This is a genomic window from Nonomuraea sp. NPDC050536 (genome assembly GCF_044457685.1).
In the GTDB taxonomy this organism is placed as follows: Bacteria; Actinomycetota; Actinomycetes; order Streptosporangiales; family Streptosporangiaceae; genus Nonomuraea.
This window is the reverse complement of record NZ_JBITHD010000004.1, coordinates 530,307-553,554: the sequence shown is the minus strand read 5'-3', so window position 1 is coordinate 553,554 and position 23,248 is coordinate 530,307. Positions and strand designations below refer to the sequence as shown.

Genomic DNA, 23,248 nt, shown 5'->3' with positions numbered 1-23,248 from the left:
TTCGGGATCGGCGGTGAGTGCTCCGCTGCCGGGCGAGGCCGGCAGGAACACGTGATGGTGCCTGTAGCCTGCGTCGACGCTCACCGCGTCGAGAGCGGTGGCTCCGACCGACCTGGATGTGTGTGCTGATCGGGGCGGGTGCCCCGCGACACGCGTCGCGGGGCACCCTCGGGTGGATCAGCGGGGTGCCGGGTCTCGTTCCGGTCCTCCGGCACCCCTCGGAGCCGTGGCCCCGCTCATGGTCAGCCCTTCGGCGTGCCGCCGTACTGAGCGATCAGTGCGTCGGTGTCGCGGAGGAGCGCGTCGCGGACCTGGTTGTCCGCGACGACCTTCGCGTCGTTGACGAATTCCTTGAACATCTCCAGTTCCTTGGCGATCTTGTCCTCCTTCTTGTCCTTGGCTTCGGCGTCGAGGACGCCGGCAAGGCCGCTGTGGAGCTTGTGCGCGCCCTGCGCAGTGAGCTTCCCGGCGGCCGCGAAGCGGTCGATCAGGCCGGCGATGTCGGCCGTCGAGGTGACGACGGAGAACTTCACCACCTGCTCCGTCTGGTTGTCGGCCTTGTTGGTGGCGGTGACGGTGAGCGTGTGCTCGCCCAGCGCCAGCTCGTACAGCGCCAGGACGCTGCCCGACTCGAACGGCTTGCCGTCCAGCATGGCGCTCACCGACTTGATGCCGGACCCTGAGTCGGCGGCCTCCCAGCTGATGCCGAGGTCCTGGCTGTCGCCATACTGCTCGCCGGCCGCCACGCCGGAGATCGCGACGGTCGGGGCCTTCGTATCGATCTTGACCGTCGCGGCCTTGACGTCCTCGACGTTCCCGGCCTTGTCGGTCGAGCGGTAGCGCAGCTCATGCTGGCCCTCGCCGGAGACACTGACCGTGTCGGTGTACTGCGTCCAGGCGCCGCCGTCGAGGGAATACTCGATGCCCGCCACGCCGGACGTCACGTCCGTCGCAGTGAGGGTCACCGGCACCGCCTGGTTGTGCCAGCCGTCGTCGTTCCCCGCGGCGAACTTCGCGGTGGTCATCGGCGCCGTCGCGTCCATCTTGACCGCGAGCGTCTTGTTGTTCTCGACGTTGCCCGCCTTGTCCGCCGAGCGGTAGGCCAGCGTGTGCGAGCCGGCGCCGGAGACGATGACCGGGGTGGTGTACGCGGTCCAGGCGCCGCCGTCGAGCTGGTACTCGGTACGGTCGACCCCGCTGCCGTTCGCCTCGTCGGCGGCCGTCAGCGTGACCGTGACCGGACCGGTGAACCATCCGCTCCCCGGCTGCGCCGGGTCGGTCGTGGGGCTCGTCACGGGCGCGGTCTTGTCGTCGGTGCCGGTGCCGCCCTGCGAGAGGTGGAAGTAGGCGAATTTGGCCGTCTTCGACTCTGTCTGGTTGACGCCGAAGGCGAACACGCCGGCCTTCGCACCACTTGCCACCTTGCCGTTCTTCACCGGCGCCGGCGTGCCGTTCGCACCCATCTCGGTCCACTTGGTGCCGTCGGAGGAGTAGTACCCGTGGAAGGTGTCCGCCTCCTTCTTCAGCCGCAGCCACCACACGCCGCCGGGGAGCGAGGTGACCTGAGGTTGCGGCTGCTGCACGATCCCGCCGACCTCGCTGCGCAGTTCGAGTCTGCGCTGCACCGCCGAACCCGGCGCGTTGTCGGTGATGAAGTCGAACTTCACGTAGTCGTCGTCACCTGCGTACACCAGGAGCCCGCCCTGCTGGTATGCCTGATTGAACGCCGCGCCGTCGATCTTGGTCTCCAGCGTCCAGTCGCCGTCCGGCGCCTTCTGCAGGATGAGGTTCTTCGGGCCGGTGTTGCCCGTCCCGAAGATGTCGCCCTTGGACGTGTCGATCTCCAGGTTGCCGCCGGTCACCCGCACGGCCGAGGAGTCAGGTCGCACGATCGCGTTCCAGCGGCAGCCGTCCAGCGCCGTGCCGTCGAACTCGTCGTCCGGCCCCGGCGTGGTCGCCGTGTCGTCGGGGGTGATCTGGAACCAGTCGAAGGACGCGTCGATCACCGGGTGGCTGCCGGTGCCGGACAGGGAGAGCAGCCCGAGCTTCGGGTTGTTGATCCCGGCGAGCGGCTTGGTCTGCGGCATCGCGGTGAACGTGATGCCGTCCGCCGAGTACTGGGCGGTCAGGTTGGTGCCGTCGCTGACGAACCGCACGTACACGGTGTCGGGGTAGGCGTCGCCGAGCGCGGCGGTGCTGCTCGCCGCCACCTCGTTCGGGTTGCCGTTCTCCTCTCGGATGAACTGGAAGACGCGGTCGGCGTGGTTGTTGGCGCCGCGCGCCATCAGCACCATCTTGGCGTAGTTGTTGTCGTCGCCGTAGAGGACCAGACCGGCCTGCTGGTACCGGTCACGGGCGTTGAGGGTGACCTTGGCCGTGGCCGTCCAGGCTCCCGACGGCGCCGGCTGCACGACGATGTTCGACGTGTTGCCACCGGCTCCGTACAGGTCGGTGTTGGACGTCGGGATCACGAGCTTGCCGTCGGCGACCTTCAGGTTCTGGTCCTCACGGATGACCGACCAGCGGTTGCGGTCGAGCTCCGCCCCGAGGAAGTCGTCGGAACGTCCGGACATGCACACCGTGCTCGCCGGGTCCACCTTGATCGGGACCTGCTGCGTCGTCGCCGCGCCCTTGGGGTCGGTCACGGTGACGGTGGCGGCGTAGGTTCCCTCAGCGGCGTAGGTGTAGCTCGCCTCGGCGGTCGTCGGCTGCGGCGCGCCCTGCACCCCGAAGTTCCACTTGTAGGTGAGCGGCGTGTCGCCGTCGGGGTCGGTGGCCGACGCCGTGAAGGTGACCTTCAGCGGAGCGGTACCCGACGTCGGGCTCGCCGACGCGGTCACCTTCGGACGCTGGTTGTCCGTGGAGCCCTTGCCGACGAAGTCCACCCAGTTGGCATTGATCAGGTAGGCGTTGTCCGCCGCGCTCGCGGGCTTGCGCACGACGAAGTACAGCGGACCGGTGGTCGTCGGCGGATTGGTCAGGTTCAGGGTGACGTCCTGGAAGGTCTGCCAGCCGCCGGTGCCCGGCACGTCGACCGAGCCGACCAGCGTCCCGTTCTCGGGGTTGCCCTGCCGGACCTGTACGGTCCCACCGGAGCCGCCGGAGGAGGCCCGCAGCCGGATCGCGGTGATGTTCGTCAGGTTCACCGGGGCGAACGACCACCAGTCGCCGTCCTGGATCCACCCGATGTTCAGGTTGCCGCCCGATGGGTCGTCCGTGGACTGCGTCTGCACGCCCGCGGCGTCGGTGCCCTTGCCGTCCGCCACCCGGCCGGTCTCCGTGAAGTGCTCGGCCTGCTTGCGCTTGGGCTGCAGGATGACCTGGCCGCGGCCGGTGAGCGCCTTTGCCCCGTTGGCGCCGTTGTCGGTGTAACTGGCCTCGATCACGTAGAAGAGGTTGTCGTCGGTGCCGTGACCGCTGTCCGACAGCGTCTGCAGCTCGCCTTCGCACCCCTTGCCCTGGTCGAGCGGGTGGGCGTGGCTGTCGTGGCCGAGCAGCGCCTGGATCTGGACCTTGTCACAGTCGATCGTGCCATCCTCGGGGTCGGTGACCGTGACCTTGTACTTCACCTGGTCGCCGAACTCGAAGAACCCGCCGTTCGGCGGCAGGTCGACGGTGACCTTCGGCCGGGTGTTGCCGGCCTCGATCACCACACTCGCCGTCGCGGTCTTCTTGTCGGCGTTGGTGACCGTCAGGACCGCGCTGTACTCGCCCGCCTTGGAGTAGGTGTACGTGGGGTTGGGGTCGGTCGAGTCGACGGTGCCGTCACCGTCGAAGTCCCACGCGTAGGTGATCGCCTTGCCATCCGGGTCCCGCGTTCCCTCGCTGGAGAACTTCACCGCCAGCGGTACCGGACCATCGGTCTTGTCGGCCGAGGCACGGGCGATCGGCGGCCGGTTGCCCTTGATGTACTCGATGCGGTAGATGCCGGAGTCGGCGTTGTCGCCGCCGAACCCGGAGCCCCACTCGATCAGGTACAGCGCCCCGTCAGGACCGAACGTGAAGTCCATGGGCTTCTTGAAGCTCATGGTGTTGAAGAGCTGGTTGATCTTGACCTGCTTGGTGGCGTCCTCGTTGAGCTGGAACGAGAACATCTTGCTGCTGTTCCACTCGGCGAAGACGGCCTTGCCGTCCCAGTACGCCGGCCACTTGACGTCCGACTTCAGGTCCGCGTCGTACCGGTAGACCGGGCCACCCATCGGCGCGCCGCCGTTGAGCTCGGGGAAGTTCTGCGCGTCGGTCGTGTAGTGGTACCAGATAGTCGCCGGGGTCGCCGCCGGCAGGTCGGTCAGGCCCGTGTTGTTGGGCGAGTTGTTGACCGGCGCGCCGCAGTTGAACGCCGATCCCGACGTCTTGGTGGCGAAGTTGTAGTCGATGTACGCGGCGTTGTTGCCGATGCAGTACGGCCAGCCGAAGTTGCCCGGTTTGGTGACCAGGTTCCACTCGACGGTGTTCTGCGGACCCCGCGTCGTACTCGCCGACCCGGCGTCGGGCCCGTAGTCGGCCACCATCGGATACCCGGTCTTCGGGTCCAGGCCGATGCGGAACGGGTTGCGGAAGCCCATGCCGTAGATCTCGGGCTTGGTCTTCTGCGTACCCGCGGGGAACAGGTTGCCTGCGGGCACGGTGTAGGTGCCGTCCGCCTCGGGGTGGATCCGCAGCAGCTTGCCGCTCAGGTCGTTGGTGTTGCCTGCCGTGCGCTGCGCGTCCCAGGACGAGCGGCCGGACTGCTCGTCGATCGGCGCGTAGCCGTCAGAGGCGAAGGGGTTGGTGTTGTCGCCCGTGGCCAGCCACAGGTTGCCGGTCTTGTGGTCCATGAGCATGCCGCCGCCGTGGTGGCAGCACTCGGCCCGCTGTACCGGGACATCGAGCACCTTCTTCTCGCTGGACATGTCCAGGGTGTTGTCCTTGACCGTGAAACGGCTCAGCCGGTCGACGTTCTCACCGGAAGGTGAGTAGAAGAGGTACACGAAGTTGTCGGTGGCGAAGTCGCGGTCCAGCGCCAGCCCGAGCAGCCCGCTCTCGTTGGCGGTGAAAACGTTCAGCTTGCCGGCCGACACGGTGCCGCCGGCGGGCTTGATGATCTTTACTTCACCCAGCCGGTCGATGTAGAAGACCCGGCCGTCCTGCGCGACGTCCAGCATCATCGGGTTCGACGTGTTGTCGTCGAGGGTGACCTTTTCGAAGCTGCCGGTCTGCGACGCCGAGCAGTCGGCCTTCACGGCGCCCGCGGCGGTCTTGATGCCGCCGAGGAGCAGGTTCAGGAACTGCGGCTCGGTGAAGCTCTCCTTGGTGTGGCCGAGCCCGGTGTACCACGAGCGGCCGCCGTCGTAGTCCTGGCACCACGTGTTCGGGTGGTCCACGCCCATGGTGCCGCCGGAGTAGGACTTCTCGTTCAACGACGTCAGCACGTGCACGGTGCCGCGGGGGTCGGCCTGGTAGTCGTACCACTCGTCGGTGCGGTTCCATGACGTGGGCAGGCCCGCGGTGGAGGGATGCGCCGGGTCCTCGACCGTGACGGTGGCCTGCTGGATCGCCGGGTGCGACTTGAAGTAGGCCCCGACGAGCTTGCCGTACCACGACCAGTTGTAACCGCTGTCGGCGGCCGCGTGGACGCCGACGAAGCCGTTGCCCTTCTGTATGTAGCGCTGGAAGGCGTCCTTCTGCTCCTGCGTACTCAGCGGGTCGCCGGTCGTGGAAAGGAAGATGACGGCCTGGTACTGCGCCAGGTTCTCGTCGGTGAACTTCGCGCTGTCCTCGGTGGTGTCGACCGCGAAGCCGTTGTCCTGGCCGAGCTTCTGGATGGCGGCGATGCCGTCAGGGATCGAGTCGTGCCGGAATCCGGTGGTCTTGGAGAAGACGAGCACCTTGAAGGCAGGTGCCGCGGCGTCGGCGAGCGCTGGCGTCGCCGGCGCGAACAGCGACAGGACAGGGAGGACGAGGGCTAAGGCCATCGTCGCGGCTGTCCTGCGTAAGGTGCGATGCCTGTGGGCTGTCACAACAGCTCCTCTGGAAGTCAGGTGAGTGTGGACCCGCGGGGCGTACGGCGTCAGCGCGCCGATCGGCGTGGCAAGGCGGCCCCACGGAAAGGTCCGACGGGCTGGGGGGACGGTTCTAGGGGGTGCGCTCCGCAGTCAGGCCCGGGCCGCTGTTCGGAGAACGCGCGCCGGACGAAGAGAGCATAGTGACATGGGAAACCCTTTCCTGACCTGGGGGGACGTCAGGCAAGGCGCGCGCCGCCGCGCTTGTTGCCGCTTACTTCGTGGTGGTGCGGTGTTACTGGAGGGTGCTGTCTCCAGGCTCAAGGGGCCGTCAGGGAACTGCCGGCCGCAATGTGGGATCCATGATCGTAAGGGGGTCGTCGATGAGCTGGTTGACGATGATGTTCGCGGCACCCCTTGAGGGGGCGCCGAAGCCGAAGCCGGAGGCGATGAAGCGGCACTGGGCGGCGGAGCTCCCCACGACCAGCCGCTTCAACTCGGCCTGGGCGTGGGGGAGCAGCCATTCGGCCAGTGCGGCGAAGTAGCCGCCGACGACGATCGCACCCGGGTTGAAGAGATTGACGATGATGGAGCCTCCGAGCCCGAGCCACTTGCCGACTTGAGCGACTGCATCCAGCATGCGGCGGTCACCCGCGGCCAGTCCTCTGGCGATCTCCATCACCCGCTCCTCCGGATCAGGCACCATCACGTCGGCCAGTTCGTAAGCCTGCTCGGGCATCGCCATCCGCACCAGCGCCGCGAGCCCCACTTTGGTCTCCCAGCAGCCATGACGTCCGCAGCCGCAGGGATCACCGGCCGGGTCGACCGGTAGGTGCCCGACCTCACCGGCGGATCCGTCCGCCCCGCGCAACAGCTTTCCGTCGATGATGACGCCGCCGCCCACGCCGACCTCGCCGGTGAGGTAGACCAGGTGCGGCGTACCGGCGGCGACGCCTGAGGTGTACTCGGCCATGGCGGCGAGGTTGGCGTCGTTGTCCACTGTCACCGGAACTCTCATCGGGCCGAGTGCGGAGGACAGTCGGGCCGCCAGCGGCAGGTCGTGCCAGTCCAGGTTCGGCGCGAACGTCACGATGCCGTGGGCCGCGTCGACCAGGGCCGGCACCGCCACCCCGATACCCGCAGGGGTGGCCCCGGCTCGCCGCATGGCCTCTTCGGCCTCCCGGGCTACCAGTGCGAGCCGGCGCAGCGAGCGGTCGGGGCCGCTGCCCACGGTGTCGAAGGTGACACGGCGTTCGACCAGGACGCGGCCGCTGAGGTCGGATCCGTGCACGGCGATGTAGTCCACGTTGATCTCCAGCCCCAAGGCGCCGACGTGCGCACCGTGCAGCGCCACGGCTCGCCGGGGGCGGCCGACCGCCCCCACGTGCTCGATGCCGACTTCCCGTACCAGTTGCCGTTCGAGAAGTTCGGTCATCAGGTTGGAGACGGTGGCCCGGTGCAGGCCGGTCGCCTCCGCGATATCGGCCCGAGACCCGGAGGCGTGATCACGCAGGTGGCGCAGGATCAGTGAGAGGTTCGTGCGGCGCAACGCGGCAGGGCCCGTCGGCGGGGCCGCTCCGCCCGCCGAGTGAACGAGGTGCTGCTCCTGCGTCACGCGCTCACCTGCCGAGGTTTGTCTTAGCAATCAATTAATCGGTTTTGTAACACGCGTGTGCCCGGGATGCACGATCTGTCGTGTAACGAGTTGGCATCGCATGACGTTGTCGCAGCTCGACGGGGAAGCCCGGGTGCGTTACGCGACTGTTACAGAGCAGGGGGCTTGTCTTCTCGCCTCGCCTGTGACTTTAATTCGGCCAGCCATGCAAATGAATTAAGGGAGTGGCGTGCATCAGAGTTGGCCCGGCGGCCGCACCAGCGAATCGAGCAGTCCGCATCGATCCTCGAGGATCCCCGCGGACCAGACCACGGTGCGCCGCTCCAACCTCTCCCTCGTACTGCGCCACGTCAGCGAACGCGGCCCATGCTCCCGGTCGGCTGTCGCCGTCGAGACGGGCCTGAACAAGACCACCATCACCAGCCTCGTGGGAGAGCTGCAGGCGCGCGGGCTGCTCAAGGAGATCGGACCGCAGCACGCGGGTTCCGTCGGGCGCCCGGGCCTCGCACTCGTTCTCGACGGCTCGAAGGTGGGGGCCCTGGGACTGGAAGTCAACGTCGACTACATCGCCGCCGTCGCGACCGACCTGGCGGGCCGGGTGCTCATCGACCGTCGAATCGGCTTCGACGCGATGGGATCCGCTCCCGGGCGCTCACTCGCCAAGCTCGCCCAGGTGATCGAGAAGGCTGTCGCGGATCTCGACCGGCTCGGGGTCACACTGGCCGGGATCACGGTGGCCGTTCCCGGTCTCATCGACACGGCCACTGGCACCGTCGTCCTCGCCCCGAACCTCAACTGGCACGGGGTGCCGCTGGTCGACTCGCTCATGTCCGCCGGCATCTCTCCTGGCGTGCCGATCACCGTCGACAACGACGCCAACCTCGCCGCGCTGGCCGAATACAGCTCGGGCGTCGCCATGGGCACGCCCGACCTGGTCTACCTCACCGGTGAGGTCGGCGTCGGCTGCGGCATCATCTCCAACGGCCGGCCGCTGCGGGGGGCGGACGGGTTCGCCGGCGAGGTGGGCCACATCGTGGTCGACCCGTCCGGCGAGCAGTGCGGCTGTGGCCGCGTCGGCTGCTGGGAGACCAAGGTCGGGCTGGCGGCGCTGGTGCGCATGGCCACCCCCGACCACGCCTACGGAACGAGCCAGCAGGTGGTGCGCGACCCGGAGGAGCGGCTTGCCGAGATCGAGCAGCGGCGGGACGAGGGGGATCCCCGGGTCGACGCGGCCGTCGCCGAGGTGGGCCGGTGGCTCGGGCGGGGCGCCGCGATACTGGCCAACCTCTTCAACCCGCGGGTGATCGTGCTGGGCGGATACTTCGCCCAGCTCGCCGACCGGCTCATCCCCATCGCCCAGATGGAGCTCGATCGACTGGGCATGACCGTCGCCGCCGGCCGCTGCGGCTTCGCCGCCTCCAACCTCGGCTTCGGCGCGGCTTCACGGGGAGCGGTCGACGTCGTCATCGAGCGGGTGCTGTCCGACCCCACCACCATCGCGATCCGCAACCCATAGGAATACGAACCCGCCTCCCATCAAACGTCCCGTTCGCCGACCGTCGCCAGAGCTGCGGCGGCACCGTTCCCGCCGACTTCGGTGCCGTCGAGGTGCTGCTATCCGGCCCGGTCGGCGAACGGGATCCCTTCCCCTCCTTAGCCGCCAGACCCCCCCAGGAGGCTCCCATGCCGCAGTCATCTCCCGACTCGGCCTCTCTCCTCGTCATGCGAGGAATCGTCAAGCAGTTCCCTGGCGTGCGCGCTCTGGACGGCGTCGACCTCGACGTCCGCGCAGGGGAGGTGCACTGCCTGCTGGGCCAGAACGGCGCGGGCAAGTCGACCCTCATCAAGGTGCTGGCCGGCGCCCACCAGCCCGACGAGGGCACCATCACCTTCAGCGGCGAGCAGGTCCGCTTGACCAGCCCGACGGCCGCGATCCGGCTGGGCGTCTCCACCATCTATCAGGAACTTGACCTGGTCGACGGGCTGAGCGTGGCCCAGAACGTCTTCCTCGGCCACGAGCCGACCAGGCTGGGGTTCGTCAGCCAGAGCGAGGTCAACCGGGCCACCCGGGAACTGCTGACCAGGCTCGGGCACGGCGAGATCCGCCCGACGACCGAGGTGGGCCGGCTGTCACCGGCCGCCAAGCAGGTGGTGAGCATGGCGCGGGCCCTCTCCTACGACACCCGGCTGATCGTGATGGACGAGCCGTCGGCGGCCCTGGCCCACGACGAGGTGGCCAACCTGTTCCGGATCATCCGCGACCTGACGGCGCAGGGCGTGGCGGTGGTCTACATCTCGCACCGGCTGGAGGAGATCCGCGAGATCGGCGACCGGGTGACGGTACTGAAGGACGGGCGCACGGTCGCGGTCGGACTGCCGGCCAAGCAGACGCCGACCTCGCAGGTGGTCGCGCTGATGACCGGCCGCAACGTCGAGCACGTCTTCCCGCCACGGCCCGGTCCCGGCAGCCACGACGGCCGTCCCGAAGTCCTGCGGGTGGAGAGACTGACCGTCCCCGGCCGGGTCGACGAGGTGTCGTTCAACGTGCGGGCCGGAGAGATCGTCGGCCTGGCCGGGCTGGTGGGGTCGGGCCGCTCGGAGATCCTTGAGGCGATCTACGGAGCACGCCGCGCCGGCGGCCGCGTCACCTTGGACGGCTCACAGTTGCGCGGTGGCAGCCCCAGCCGCGCCGTACGGGCCGGTATGGGCCTGGCCCCCGAGGAGCGCAAAGCCCAGGCACTGCTGCTCGACCAGAGCGTCATGCGCAACATCTCCCTGAGCAGCCTCAACCGCTACGCCAGGTTTGGCTGGATGAACCGCGACCGGGAGGCGTCCGACGCCCGGCGCCAGGTCGAGGAGCTGGGCATCCGTCCTCCCCAGATGGACCGGCCGATCAAGAACCTTTCGGGAGGCAACCAGCAGAAGGCGGTACTGGCGCGCTGGCTGATCAACGGCCGCAAGCTGCTGCTGCTCGACGAGCCGACCCGAGGGGTGGACGTCGGGGCCAGGGCAGAGCTGTACGCCGTCGTCAGGAAGCTGGCCGATGAGGGGATCGGGGTGCTGCTGGTCTCCAGCGAGGTGCCCGAGGTGCTCGGCCTGGCCGACAGGGTGCTGGTCATCCGGGAGGGACGCGTCATTCACGAGAACGACGCCCGAGACCTCGACGAACACCACGTCCTCGACATGATCATGGAAGGAAGGCCGGCGTGAGCGACTCTGTGACGCCCGCGGTGGACGAGCATGCGACCGCCCAGCCGCGGCCCGGCAAACCCACCCCTGGAGCGACAATGCGCGACACACTAGAGAGGATCCCTCACCTCGGCCTGATCATCGCGCTCGTGCTGCTGGCGGTGGTGGGCATGGTGACGGTGCCCGATACCTTCGCCACCACCTCCAACCTTGTGAGCATCCTCTCGCTGGCCGCGACCGTCGGTGTGATCACGGTCGGCGCAACGTTCGTGATCATTGGCGGTGGGATCGACCTGTCGGTCGGCGCGGTGATGGCCCTCGCCTCGGTCTGGGCCACCACGCTGGCCACCCAGTCCTACGGCCCGTTCGTGATGGTCGTTTGTGCTGTGCTGGTGGGTGTCGGGGCCGGGCTGGTCAACGGGCTGCTGATCTCCTACGGGCGGATGGTGCCGTTCATCGCCACCCTGGCGATGCTGGTGGCCGCCCGCGGGCTGGCTCAGCGCATGTCGGACCGCAAGACCCAGCTGGTCCAGCAGGGCAACCAGGCCATCGTGGACCTGTCCACGACGCGAGTGCTGGGGATTCCCGCGCTGGTCTACATCTTCGCCGTCGTGGTGGTGCTGGGCTGGTTGCTGCTGAACCGCACCACATTCGGCAGGCGCACCTATGCGGTCGGCGGCAATCCCGAGGCCGCGCGCCTGGCCGGCATCGACGTGCGCCGCCACACCGTGCTGCTGTACGCCCTTTCCGGTCTGTGCTGCGGGATCGCCGCGGTGCTGATCATGGCCCGCACGACCACCGGGTCGTCCACGCACGGCGATCTGTACGAGCTGGACGCCATCGCCGCCGTGATCATCGGCGGCACCCTCCTCACCGGAGGCAAGGGCACGATCATCGGATCGATCCTGGGCCTGCTGATCTTCACCGTGATCACGAACCTGTTCATCCTGAACGGGCTCAATACCAGCGACCAGCTCATCGCGAAAGGCCTGATCATCGTCGCGGCCGTGCTGCTGCAGCGGCGAAGCCTCACATCACGCACCTGAAACCCGCAACGGCTGGATCGTGCACGCGGCCGGCCGTACCCAAGGGAGAACGTATGAACAAGAACATCGGCCGGCGCGGTCTCCTGGTGAGCGGCGCGGTCGTCGGTGCCGGCGCCCTGGTGAGCGCCTGCACGAGCAACCAGCCCGTCACCGCGTCGTCTGCCGCTCCCCAGGCGGCGTCGGCGGGGACGGACAACGACAAGCCAGGCGAGAAGGTGGTCATCGGGTTCTCCGCGCCCGCGGCCGACCACGGCTGGATCGCTGCGATCACGAAGAACGCGCAGGAGGCGGCCAAGCAGTACTCCGACGTGGAGCTCAAGCCGGTCGAGTCGACCAACGACATCAACCAGCAGATCTCGGCTGTGGAGTCGCTGGTCCAGGCCAAGGTGAACGTCCTGGTGATCCTGCCGAACGACGGGGAGCAGCTCAACCAGGTCGCCCGTAAGGCGATGGACGCCGGGATCCCGGTCGTCAACCTCGACCGGGTCTTCCCCGACAAGCTGTCGTACCGGACCTGGATCGGCGGCGACAACTACGGCATGGGCGTGGCGGCGGGCCACTTCATCGGCAAGCAGCTCAAGGACAAGGGCGTGTCGAACCCGGTGATCCTGGAGATCCAGGGCATCGCGACGCTGCCGCTGACACAGGACCGCAGCAAGGGCTTCGCCGACACGCTCAAGACGTACGGCTTCAGCGTCACCGCACAGCAGGACGCCAAGTTCACCGTGGAGTCCGGCACGCAGGTGGCCACCAACCTGCTCCAGGCGCACAAGAAGATCGACGCGATCTGGAACCACGACGACGACCAGGGCGTCGGCGTGCTGGCCGCGATCAAGGAGGCCGGGCGGAACGAGTTCTTCATGGTCGGCGGCGCCGGCTCGGCCAACGCGATGCGCGACATCCAGGCCGGCTCGGGCGTGCTGAAGGCCACCGTCACCTACAGCCCGACGATGGCCGCCTCGGCGATCAAGCTGGCCCGCCTGATCGCCCAGGGCAAGGGCATGAGCGATCTGCTGGAACAGCAGGTGCCGCAGTCGATCACGCTGACGTCGGAGACCGTCACCAAGGAGAACGCCGCCAAGTACCTGCCGCTCGGATTCGAGTCATGAGGCCCGTCGTCGGGATCGGCATGATCGGCTACGCGTTCATGGGCCGTGTCCACTCTCAGGCCTGGCGCAGCGTGGACGCGTTCTTCGACCTGCCGCTCAAACCCGCGATGGTCGCGCTGGCCGGCAGATCCGCCGAGGCGACCGCGCAGGCCGCCGGGAAACTGGGCTGGGCCCGCGCGGAAACCGACTGGAAGCGCCTCCTCGACCGCGACGACGTGCAGATCATCGACATCTGCACGCCGGGCGACAGCCACGCCGAGATCGCCATCGCGGCACTGGAGGCGGGCAAGCACGTCATCTGCGAGAAGCCGCTGGCCAACACCGTCGCCGAGGCCGAAGCCATGGCCGCCGCCGCGGCCCGCGCGGCCGAGCGGGGAGTGCACGCGATGGTGGCCTTCAACTACCGTCGCGTGCCTGCCATCGCACTCGCCCGCCAGTGGGTCGCCGAGGGCAGGATCGGCCCGATCCGGCACGTGCGGGCGCAGTACCTGCAGGACTGGATCGTCGACCCGGAGTTCCCGCTGGTGTGGCGACTTCAACGAGACAAGGCGGGATCGGGCGCGCTGGGCGACATCGGCGCACACATCATCGATGCCGCTGAGTTCATTACCGGTGAGCGGTTGGCCGGGGTGTCGGCACTGACGGAGACCTTCGTCAAGGAGCGTCCCCTGGCCGCCGGCTCGGCCGGGCTCTCGGCCGGTGGCGGCGCCGGGAGGGGCACGGTCACCGTCGACGACGCCGCGCTGTTCATCGGCCGGCTCAGCGGCGGCGGGCTGGCCTCCTTCGAGGCCACCCGCTTCGCGACCGGGCGCAAGAACGCGCTGCGCATCGAGGTCAACGGCGTGCTGGGCAGCCTGGCCTTCGACTTCGAGGCGATGAACGAGCTGTGGTTCCACGACCACACCCTCGACGGCGCCGAAGCGGGGTTCCGGCGGGTGCTGGCCACCGAGCCCTCGCACCCCTACGTCGGCGCCTGGTGGCCGCCCGGGCACGCACTGGGCTACGAGCACGGCTTCACCCATGAGGTGAAGGACTTCATCGAGGCGATCGCCACCGGCACCGCCCCAGAGCCGTCCTTCGACGACGGCCTGAGGGTGCAGCGGGTGCTGGCCGCCGTCGAGCGGAGCGCGGCTGACGACAGCCGCTTCACGACTGTGGAGGGTTCATGACCAGGCCGATCACGCTGTTCACCGGCCAGTGGGCCGATCTGCCGTTCGAGGAGGTCTGCCGCCTGGCCTCGGAATGGGGCTACGACGGCCTGGAGATCGCCTGCTGGGGCGACCACTTCGAGGTCGACAAGGCGGTGGCCGACGACTCCTACGTCGAGCGCAAGAAGGAGACACTGGCCAAGCACAACCTGAAGGTGTGGACGATCTCCAACCACCTGGTCGGCCAGGCCGTCTGCGACAACCCCATCGACGAGCGGCACAAGGGCATCCTGCCCGCCCGCATCTGGGGCGACGGCGAGCCCGAGGGGGTACGGCGGCGCGCCGCCGAGGAGATCAAGGACACCGCCCGCGCCGCGGCCAAGCTCGGCGTGAAGACCGTGGTCGGCTTCACCGGCTCCTCGATCTGGCACACCCTGGCCATGTTCCCGCCGGTCCCGCCGTCCATGATCGAGGCCGGGTACGCCGACTTCGCCGACCGCTGGAACCCCATCCTCGATGTCTTCGACGAAGTGGGCGTCCGCTTCGCACACGAGGTGCACCCCAGCGAGATCGCCTACGACTACCACACCACCGTACGGACGCTGGAGGCCATCGGGCACCGGCCGGCCTTCGGGCTGAACTGGGACCCCTCCCATATGGTGTGGCAGGACCTGGACCCCGCCGGGTTCATCCTCGACTTCGCCGACCGCATCTACCACGTGGACTGCAAGGACGCCAAGGTGCGGACCGGCAACGGCCGCCGCGGCCGCCTGTCGTCCCACCTGCCCTGGGCCGACCTGCGCCGGGGCTGGGACTTCGTGTCCACCGGGCGCGGTGACGTGCCGTGGGAGGACTGCTTCCGGGCCCTGAACGCGATCGGCTACGACGGACCGATCTCGATCGAGTGGGAGGACGCGGGCATGGACCGGCTGGACGGGGCACCGGACGCGCTGGCGCTGATCCGCCGGCTCAACGCGATCACCCCGCCCACCGACGCCTTCGACGCCGCCTTCTCCGCCGAGTAACGCATCACGCCGGCGGCGGCCGCACCCTGGCCGCCGCCCTGCCGTCCCGGCAACCGACCGCGAGAGGAGACTGATGAGTACGGGAGTATGGCTGATCGGAGCACGAGGATCGGTCGCAGTCACCAGCATGATCGGGGCGCTGGCGGTGCGGGCGGGCCTGGCCGAGCCGACCGGATGTGTCCTGGAGTCGCCCGAGCTGCACAGCGACGCCCTGCCCGGCATCGGTGAACTGGTCTTCGGCGGCCACGACATCTCCTCGATCGCCCTGGGCAAGAAGGCCACCGCGCTGGCCGAGGCGGGAATCGTCCCGGCCCGGCTCGCCGAGACCGCGCAGGACGCGTTGCTCGAGATCGAGCAGGACGTACGGCCGCTGCCGGTCCGTGACACCCAGGCCGAGGTGGTGGAGGCCATCGGTGCCGACCTGGACCGCTTCCGCCGGCGACACCACCTCGATCGAGTCGTCGTGATCAACGTGTCGACCACCGAACCGGCACCGCTTCCACACCCCGCACACAACGACCTCGACGCACTTCGGGACGCGCTGGACGGCCCCGACCTCGTCCTACCACCCAGCGCCCTGGCCGCCTACGCCGCCCTGTGCGCCGGCTGCCCGTACGTCGACTTCACGCCCTCCACCGGCGCCCGCCTGCCCGCCCTCGACGCCCTGGCCCGCAGGCAGAAACTCCCGTACGCGGGACACGACGGCAAGACCGGCGAGACCCTCGTCAAGTCGGTGCTCGCCCCGATGTTCGCCCTGCGCAACCTGAAGGTGCGCACCTGGTCGGGGATCAACCTGCTGGGCGGCGGCGACGGCGCTAACCTGGCCGAGCCGGCGGCCAACGCGGCCAAGGCCGCCAGCAAGCAGCGCGTGCTGGCGGAGACACTCGGCTACGTCCCGCAGGGCGACACCCGCATCGACTTCCTGGAGGACCTCGACGACTTCAAGACCGCCTGGGACCTGGTCACCTTCGAAGGCTTCCTCGGCACGCGCATGCGCATGGAATTCACCTGGCACGGCTGCGACTCCGCCTTGGCCGCACCACTGGTCCTCGACCTGGCGCGACTGACCGCTGCCGCGCACCGGGCCGGGCGTACAGGCCCGCTCACCGAACTGGCCTTCTTCTTCAAGGATCCCCTCGGACAGGTACCGCACGCCCTGGCCGAGCAGTGGCAGGCGCTGCGCGACGCCGTCACCGCGTTCGACACGCAGAGCACCTCGCGATGACGTCGCTGCGCGACCTGTGCGAGCTGGTCCGGGCACCGGCCGCGCTGTCCGTCCCCGGAGACGTCGTAGCAGGCGCGGCGGCCGGTGGCGTGCTGGACCGCCGTACCGTCGGTCTGGCCTGCTCCTCGATCTGCCTGTACTGGGCGGGGATGGCCGCCAACGACTGGGCCGACCGGCACCTCGATGCGGTCGAGCGCCCCGAGCGTCCCATCCCCTCGGGGCGGGTGTCGCCGAACGCGGCCCTCGGGACAGCGGCGGCACTCACCGTCATCGGCATCGCCGCGGCGCGACTCGCGGGCGGCCGGCGTGCCCTGGCCGTCGCCGCACCTCTGGCCGTCGCCGTCTGGTCGTACGACCTGGCGGCCAAGGGCACACCCGCAGGCCCCCTGACGATGGCGCTCTGTCGCGGCCTCGACGTGCTGCTGGGCGCCAGTCCCGGCTCCTCCTCCAAGGCCGCCATGCCTTCCGCCCTCACGATCGCCGTCCACACGTACCTGCTCACCGCGCTCTCACACGGAGAGGTGTCAGGCACGGACCCGCGCCTGCCCGCGGCGACCCTGGCAGGCACCCTCGCGCTCACCGCCGCCGCAGTCCGCGGCAGCGCAGGCGTGGCGCAGCCGGTCCTCGCCGGCTGGTACGCCGCCCAGTTCGGACTCTCCCAGGCGCGCGCCGTCGCCGACCCCTCGGCGCGACGCGTCCGTGACGCGGTCACCGCGGGCATCGTCAGCCTGCCGGCCCTTCAAGGAGCCCTCGCCGCGCGCGGCGGCGCCCCACGCGCCGCCCTCGTCTTGGCGGCAGCGGTCCCGCTGGCCCGCCGCCTGGTCAGAAAGTTCTCCGCGACATGAGGTTCGGCTACGGAACCAACGGCTTCGCCAACCACCGGCTGCCGGACGCCCTCGACGTCATCGCCGGCCTCGGCTACGCCGGCGTCGCACTCACGCTCGACCACTCCCACCTCGACCCGTACGCCGAAGGGCTGGGACGGCGGGTGGCGGAGGTCGCCGACCTGCTGCGCTCCCTCGATCTGGCGGTGGTCATCGAGACCGGTGCGCGTTACCTGCTCGATCCGCGGCGAAAGCACGCCCCGACGCTGCTGGACGACGACCGGGACCGGCGGGTGGATCTCCTGTGCCGCGCTGTCGCGATCGGCGCCGACCTGGGCGCCGAGGCGGTGTCGTTCTGGTCAGGAATACGCCCGGCGCCACTCGATCGGGCCACCGCATGGAACCGGCTCGTCGACGGCTGCGCGCAGGTCCTCGATGCCGCACAGCGCCATGGTGTGCCGCTGGGGTTCGAACCGGAGCCGGGGATGCTGGTCGAGACGATCGCAGACTGGCGGACGCTGTACGAGGCGCTAGGCGCGCCGGCCGGCTTCGGCATCACCCTGGACATCGGGCACTGCCGCTGCAACGAGCCCGATCCGGTGCCCGACTGCGTCGCGACCGTCGCTTCCCACCTGGTCAACGTCCAGATCGACGACATGCGACGGGGCGTGCATCAGCACCTGGAGTTCGGCGAAGGGGAGATCGACTTCCCGCCGGTGCTGCGCGCGCTCACCGACGCCGGCTACGGAGGCCTGGTCGCGGTCGAGCTGCCCCGCCACTGCCACGCCGCGCCCGCCGTGGCCGCGCGTTCGATCGACTTCCTGCGCGAAGCCGAGAAGGCGTCCAAGCGCGATGCTGAAAGGAGCACGAGGTGACGCGACTGCAGCGGCTGCGAGCCGTGCTGCGGGACACGCCGCAGGGAGAATGGGCGGACGCCGCGCTCACCGCGGCGGCCGAGCGGCCCGAGACGATCAGCCGGTCCTTCGCCCAGGCCGGGCGGCGCGCCGGGCGCGCGCCGTTGCCCGGCATCCCCGGCTGGACGATCGACGAGGCCGCCCGGGCGCTGCTGCTGGCCGCACTGCCGGCGGACCGGGCGCCGGCCGAGACCGACGACCTCTACCGCTACGGCGACGCCGACGAGAAGCGGGCCGTGCTCAAAGCCCTGCCGATGCTCCCCATCGGGACGGCGGGACTGCCGCTCCTGCACGACGCGATCCGCACGAACGACGCGCGCCTCCTGGCGGCCGCCCTCGGACCGTACGCCCGCCACCTCGACCAGGCCGCCTGGCGGCAGGCGGTGCTCAAGTGCGTGTTCATGGGAGTGCCGCTGACCGCGGTGGATGGGCTGGACGAGCGGGCCGACCATGAGCTGGCGGCGATGCTGGCCGCCTTCTCCGACGAGCGCGCGGCGGCGGGACGTCCCATGCCCGCCGACGCCGCCGCCCTGCTCGACCGTCTGACCCGTGAGGAGGCGTGATGCGCATCTTCGACCCGCACATCCACATGACGTCGCGCACCACCGACGACTACGCGCGGATGGCCGCCGCCGGAGTCTCAGCCGTCGTCGAGCCCGCCTTCTGGCTGGGGCAGCCCCGCACCAACCCCGGCTCGTTCACCGACTACTTCGACTCCCTCATCGGCTGGGAGCCGTACCGCGCCGCCCAGTTCGGCGTCGTCCACCACGCCACCATCGCCCTGAACCCCAAGGAGGCCGGCGACCCGCGCTGCCGGCCCGTGCTGGACCTGCTGCCGCGCTATCTGGAAAAGGACCGCGTCGTCGCTGTCGGCGAGATCGGCTACGACTCGATGACTCCCGAGGAGGACGACGCCTTCGAACGGCAGCTCGCCCTGGCCGTCGAGCACGACCTGCCGGCGCTCGTGCACACCCCCCACCGCGACAAGGCCCGAGGCACCCGGCGCACCCTCGAGGTCGTCGCCGCCTCCGGAATCGCGCCCGGGCGGGTCGCCGTCGACCACCTCAACGAGGTCACCGTCGACATCATGCACGACTCCGGATGCTGGATGGGCTTCTCCATCTACCCCGAGACGAAGATGTCGCCGGCGCGCATGGTGGAGATCCTCCGCCGCCACGGTCCGGACCGCATGCTGATCAATTCCGCCGCCGACTGGGGAGTCTCCGACCCGCTCCTCACCCTGGAGACCGGCAGGGCGATGCTGGCGGCCGGGTTCACCGACGACGACGTCGACCGAGTGCTGTGGCGCAACCCCGTGGAGTTCTACAGCCAGTCCGGACGCCTCGACCTGACCGGCACCGGCGCCACCGCGCCCACCTTCGCCGGAAGCTCCATCAAGCGCGGCGGCAGCTGATGCGACTACGCCACCCCGGAGGAGTGCCACTACACCTCAGCTACTGCACCAACGTGCATGCAGCCGAGGATCTCGACGGCATCCTCGCCCAGCTCGACACCTACGCGGTCCCGATCCGTGCCCGCCTCGGCACGGACGTCCTGGGGCTCGGGCTCTGGCTGGCCGCGCCGGTCGCCGCCGCCCTCGCCGCTGACCCCGTGCTCCGAGGCAGGCTCCGCCGCGAGTTGTCCGTACGCGGCCTGGAGGTGGTCACGCTCAACGGCTTCCCCTACCGTTCCTTCCAGGCCCCGGTCGTCAAGCACGCCGTCTACCACCCCGACTGGACGACGAAGGACCGCCTCTCCTACACCCTCGACCTGGCACGCGTCCTCGCGGACCTGCTGCCGGACGACGCTGCCAGAGGGTCCATCTCGACGCTGCCGCTCGCCTGGCGCGACCCATGGGACACCGAGATGGCCGACCTCGCCGCACGCAGGCTCGGCCAACTGGCCGTCGGCCTGGCCGCGATCGAATCCTCCACCGGGCGGGTGGTACGGGTGGGGTTCGAACCCGAACCGGGCTGCGTCGTGGAGACCACCGGGCAGGCCGCGGCACGGCTGGCCGACGTCGACAGCGACCGGCTCGGCATCTGCCTGGACCTCGCCCACCTGGCCTGCGCCTGGGAAAGGCCCGCCGACGCGCTGAACTCGCTGAACCGAGCCCGACTGCCGATCGTCAAGGTCCAGCTCTCCGCGGCCCTGGAAACCGCGGATCCGGACGCCCTGCGCGAGTACGCCGAGCCGCGCTTCCTGCATCAGACGCGCAACGCCGCGGGCGACGCCGCCGACGACCTCGACGAGGCGTTCGAGCAGCGGCTGCCCGGGCCATGGCGGGTCCACTACCACGTGCCTCTCCACGTCTCACCGGCGGCGCCTCTGGCCACGACCATCCCGGTGACGCGAGCGGCGCTCGGAGAGCTCGTCGGCGGGCCGCAGCCACTCTGCGACCACTTCGATGTGGAGACCTACACCTGGGGTGTGCTGCCGCCCGCGCTGCGCCCACAGACCCCCGAGCAACTCGCCGCGGGCATCGCCGACGAGCTGGACTTCGCCCGTGCCGAGCTGCGCGATCTAGGGATGAGGACATGACATCGTTGCTGGTCCTGGACGTGGTAGGGCTGACCCCGAGGCTACTGGCGCACATGCCGCGGCTGCGGGCCGTCGTCGCGGACGGCTTCCAGGCGGAACTCGGCACCGTCCTGCCCGCCGTCACCTGCTCGGTGCAGTCGACGTTCCTCACCGGCGTTCCGCCGGCCGAGCACGGCATCGTCGGCAACGGCTGGTACTTCCGCGACCTCGGTGAGGTCCTGCTCTGGCGCCAGCACAACGCACTCGTCGGCGCAGAGAAGGTGTGGCAGACCGCGCGTCGCGAGCGGCCCGGCCTCACGGTGGCGAACGTGTGCTGGTGGTACGCGATGGGCGCCGACGTCGACTGGACGGTCAGCCCGCGGCCGATCTACCACGCCGACGGGCGTAAGGAGCCCGACTGCTACACCGACCCCCCGGAGCTGCACGACGAGCTCACCGCGGCGCTGGGAGCCTTCCCCCTGTTCACCTACTGGGGCCCGGGAGCGGGAATCCCCTCGTCGGCCTGGATCTGCCGCGCCACCCAGCATGTCATGGCCGCGCACGACCCCGATCTGACGCTGGCCTACATCCCCCACCTCGACTACGACCTGCAACGGTACGGCCCGTCCGACCCTCGCTCCGCTGCGGCGGCCGTCGAACTCGACACCGTCCTGGCGCCACTGCTGGATGCCGCGGCGGCGCAGGGAAGAACCGTCGTCGTTGTGTCGGAGTACGGCATCACCGACGTCTCCCGCCCTCTCGACGTCAACCGGAAGCTCCGCGCGGAAGGCTTCCTCCGGGTCTACACCCAGGCCGGTATGGAGTACCTCGACCCGTGGACCTCGCGCGCGTTCGCCGTCGCCGACCATCAGGTGGCGCACGTCTACGTCTCCGACCCCGCCGACGTGCCGGCCGTCGCCAAGCTTTGCGCGTCCGTCCCCGGCGTCGCCGAGGTGCTCGACGAAGGCGGGAAGGCGGCGCACGGCCTGGACCACGCCCGATCCGGCGAACTGGTCCTGCTCGCCGAGCCCGACGCCTGGTTCACCTACTATTACTGGCTCGACGACGCCCGCGCGCCCGACTTCGCCCGCCTCGTCGAGATCCATCGCAAGCCCGGCTACGACCCCGCAGAGCTCTTCTTCGACCCGGCGGCCCCCCGCGCCGCCAAGCGCAGGGCCGGCGTGGCACTGCTGCGGAAGAAACTCGGCATGCGCTACCTCATGGACGTCGTCGGCCTCGACCAGGGCGCCCAGGCCGTACGTGGCTCTCACGGGCTGCTTCCCGCCGACCCCGCCGACGCTCCGGTGCTGCTCTGCTCCGACCCATCGGCCGCCAGGGAACGGTTCGAGGCGACGGAGATCAAGGACTTGCTCCTGCACCTGTGCCGTTTGCCCTGAGCCACGTCGGGTTGTCGAGACATGCCTGTACGACCGAGTTGGCCGCACCGAGGAGCGGCCCATCCGAGCCCAGACGAGATACGATCACCGCGCCTTGGCCCACGCGACCCGGATCCATGACGCGGCGATCCAGCTCTCGCTCCAGGGCGGGCTGCAGCCACGGCAGCAGCGGAGAGAGCCCGCCGCCGAGCACCACTTTCTGGGGATCGAGAAGGTTGACGGCGCCCGCCAGTGCGATGCCGAGTGCCGCGCCAGCATCACGCAACGCGCGCCGTACCTGCTGGTCGCCGTCGCCCGCCCGCTCCGCCAGATGCGCGATCCGTCCGCCCGGGCCCGGATGCCGGGCTGCCGCTTGTCCTGGATCGACGCCGCTGGCCTGCAGCAGCGCCTCCTCGCCCGCGTATCGCTCCAGGCAACCTCGCCCACCGCACGCGCATGGCGGGCCTTCGGGTTGGACCGGCATGTGGCCGAGTTCCCCCGCGAAGCCGTGCGTCCCGCGCAACAGCCGTCCGTCGATGACGACTGCCGCGCCGATGCCGATCTCTGCTGAGACGTGCACGAAGTCACGAGGGGAAGGGTCGTGGCCGCCGAGCCACAGCTCGGCGAGCGCGCCGAAATTGGCCTCGTTGTCGACCGTCAGAGGGAGAGCGGGAAGGGAGGGCGCGACGTCCACGCCTTCCCAGCCGAGATTGGGAGCGCGCACCACGGACGACGACCCGCGCGCTACCAGCCCTGGCACAGCCACGGCGAGCCCCGCCGGCCGTAGCCCCTGGCCCTCCGCCTGTGCAGAAACCTGCCGGACGAGGCCGGCGAGGTCCTCGAGCACCGGCCCAGGCGCACGGCCCCGATTGACGGCCTCGGACACGATACGGGCTCGCACCCGTCCGCTCAGATCCACCGCGCATACGGCGAGGCGGTCGACTCCGATCTCCGCACCCAGGCCCGCCGGACCCTGATCGTTGAGCTGCAGCGCGCTGCCAGGACGCCCCACGGTTCCTGGGCGCGACGGGCCCAGCTCCACGAGCAGCCCGTCGCGAATGAGCTCGTCGACGAGCGTGGACACGGCGGCCCGCGTCAAGCCGATGTGGGTTGCGACCGATGCGCGAGACAGCGGCCCGAGCCGGGCCACAGCATGCATGACGAGTGAAAGGTTGCGCCGGCGCATCTCCTGCTGGGTGATGGACAGGGGCTCTGACACCTGGACTCCTCTCGAGTGGTCTTCGTGTCTCGCGGGCTCGTGCCACCGTTGATCCTG

16 protein-coding genes are annotated in these 23,248 nt (G+C 69.7%); 13 read left to right on the top strand and 3 right to left on the bottom strand.

Annotation, left to right across the window (positions count from 1 at the left end; translation table 11 throughout):
- Window positions 1-242 precede the first annotated feature (242 nt).
- Both ACIBHX_RS15770 and ACIBHX_RS15765 read right to left on the bottom strand, forming a co-directional pair.
- Window positions 243-5,954, bottom strand: a complete 5,712-nt coding sequence (locus ACIBHX_RS15770) for a ThuA domain-containing protein (protein ID WP_397067775.1) — start codon at window positions 5,952-5,954, stop codon at window positions 243-245.
- Window positions 5,955-6,312: 358 nt separating this feature from the next.
- Complete coding sequence (locus ACIBHX_RS15765; protein ID WP_397067774.1) at window positions 6,313-7,596, bottom strand: ROK family protein; 1,284 nt, start codon at window positions 7,594-7,596, stop codon at window positions 6,313-6,315.
- Window positions 7,597-7,825: 229 nt separating this feature from the next.
- On the opposite strand from ACIBHX_RS15765, the gene ACIBHX_RS15760 reads away from it, so the two are divergent.
- The 13 genes from ACIBHX_RS15760 (at window position 7,826) to ACIBHX_RS15700 (ending at window position 21,993) form a co-directional block, all read left to right on the top strand.
- The gene (locus ACIBHX_RS15760; protein WP_397067773.1) at window positions 7,826-9,112 is read left to right on the top strand and encodes an ROK family protein; all 1,287 of its coding nucleotides are present in this window, start codon (window positions 7,826-7,828) and stop codon (window positions 9,110-9,112) included.
- A 167-nt stretch (window positions 9,113-9,279) separates the two neighbouring features.
- Window positions 9,280-10,806 (top strand): sugar ABC transporter ATP-binding protein, encoded by a 1,527-nt coding sequence (locus ACIBHX_RS15755; RefSeq protein ID WP_397067772.1) that lies wholly within the window; start codon window positions 9,280-9,282, stop codon window positions 10,804-10,806.
- Window positions 10,803-11,831, top strand: coding sequence for an ABC transporter permease (locus ACIBHX_RS15750; protein ID WP_397067771.1), 1,029 nt, complete (start codon window positions 10,803-10,805; stop codon window positions 11,829-11,831). The genes ACIBHX_RS15755 and ACIBHX_RS15750 overlap by 4 nt, the downstream gene beginning before the upstream one ends.
- Before the next feature lie 53 nt (window positions 11,832-11,884).
- A complete protein-coding gene (locus tag ACIBHX_RS15745; RefSeq protein ID WP_397067770.1) occupies window positions 11,885-12,940 on the top strand; it encodes an ABC transporter substrate-binding protein in 1,056 nt (351 codons plus the stop codon).
- Complete coding sequence (locus ACIBHX_RS15740; RefSeq protein ID WP_397067769.1) at window positions 12,937-14,109, top strand: Gfo/Idh/MocA family protein; 1,173 nt, start codon at window positions 12,937-12,939, stop codon at window positions 14,107-14,109. Before ACIBHX_RS15745 ends, ACIBHX_RS15740 begins: the two co-directional genes overlap by 4 nt.
- Complete coding sequence (locus ACIBHX_RS15735; protein ID WP_397067768.1) at window positions 14,106-15,113, top strand: sugar phosphate isomerase/epimerase family protein; 1,008 nt, start codon at window positions 14,106-14,108, stop codon at window positions 15,111-15,113. Before ACIBHX_RS15740 ends, ACIBHX_RS15735 begins: the two co-directional genes overlap by 4 nt.
- 73 nt (window positions 15,114-15,186) lie before the next feature.
- Entirely contained in the window at window positions 15,187-16,338 is a 1,152-nt protein-coding gene (locus tag ACIBHX_RS15730) for an inositol-3-phosphate synthase (protein ID WP_397067767.1), read from the top strand.
- Window positions 16,335-17,183: an SCO3242 family prenyltransferase gene (locus ACIBHX_RS15725; RefSeq protein ID WP_397067766.1), complete on the top strand. Its 849-nt coding sequence runs from the start codon at window positions 16,335-16,337 to the stop codon at window positions 17,181-17,183. The genes ACIBHX_RS15730 and ACIBHX_RS15725 overlap by 4 nt, the downstream gene beginning before the upstream one ends.
- On the top strand, window positions 17,180-18,037 hold the full coding sequence (locus tag ACIBHX_RS15720) for a sugar phosphate isomerase/epimerase family protein (RefSeq protein ID WP_397067765.1): 858 nt from the start codon (window positions 17,180-17,182) through the stop codon (window positions 18,035-18,037). The genes ACIBHX_RS15725 and ACIBHX_RS15720 overlap by 4 nt, the downstream gene beginning before the upstream one ends.
- Window positions 18,034-18,639, top strand: coding sequence for an EboA domain-containing protein (locus ACIBHX_RS15715; RefSeq protein WP_397067764.1), 606 nt, complete (start codon window positions 18,034-18,036; stop codon window positions 18,637-18,639). Before ACIBHX_RS15720 ends, ACIBHX_RS15715 begins: the two co-directional genes overlap by 4 nt.
- On the top strand, window positions 18,639-19,490 hold the full coding sequence (locus tag ACIBHX_RS15710; protein ID WP_397067763.1) for a TatD family hydrolase: 852 nt from the start codon (window positions 18,639-18,641) through the stop codon (window positions 19,488-19,490). Before ACIBHX_RS15715 ends, ACIBHX_RS15710 begins: the two co-directional genes overlap by 1 nt.
- Window positions 19,490-20,617, top strand: coding sequence for a metabolite traffic protein EboE (gene eboE, locus ACIBHX_RS15705; RefSeq protein ID WP_397067762.1), 1,128 nt, complete (start codon window positions 19,490-19,492; stop codon window positions 20,615-20,617). Before ACIBHX_RS15710 ends, eboE begins: the two co-directional genes overlap by 1 nt.
- On the top strand, window positions 20,614-21,993 hold the full coding sequence (locus tag ACIBHX_RS15700; RefSeq protein WP_397067761.1) for an alkaline phosphatase family protein: 1,380 nt from the start codon (window positions 20,614-20,616) through the stop codon (window positions 21,991-21,993). The genes eboE and ACIBHX_RS15700 overlap by 4 nt, the downstream gene beginning before the upstream one ends.
- Here the strand turns inward: ACIBHX_RS15700 and ACIBHX_RS15695 are convergent.
- Entirely contained in the window at window positions 21,956-23,191 is a 1,236-nt protein-coding gene (locus ACIBHX_RS15695; RefSeq protein ID WP_397067760.1) for an ROK family protein, read from the bottom strand. The two genes, ACIBHX_RS15700 and ACIBHX_RS15695, sit on opposite strands and share 38 nt — an antisense overlap.
- Window positions 23,192-23,248 lie beyond the last annotated feature (57 nt).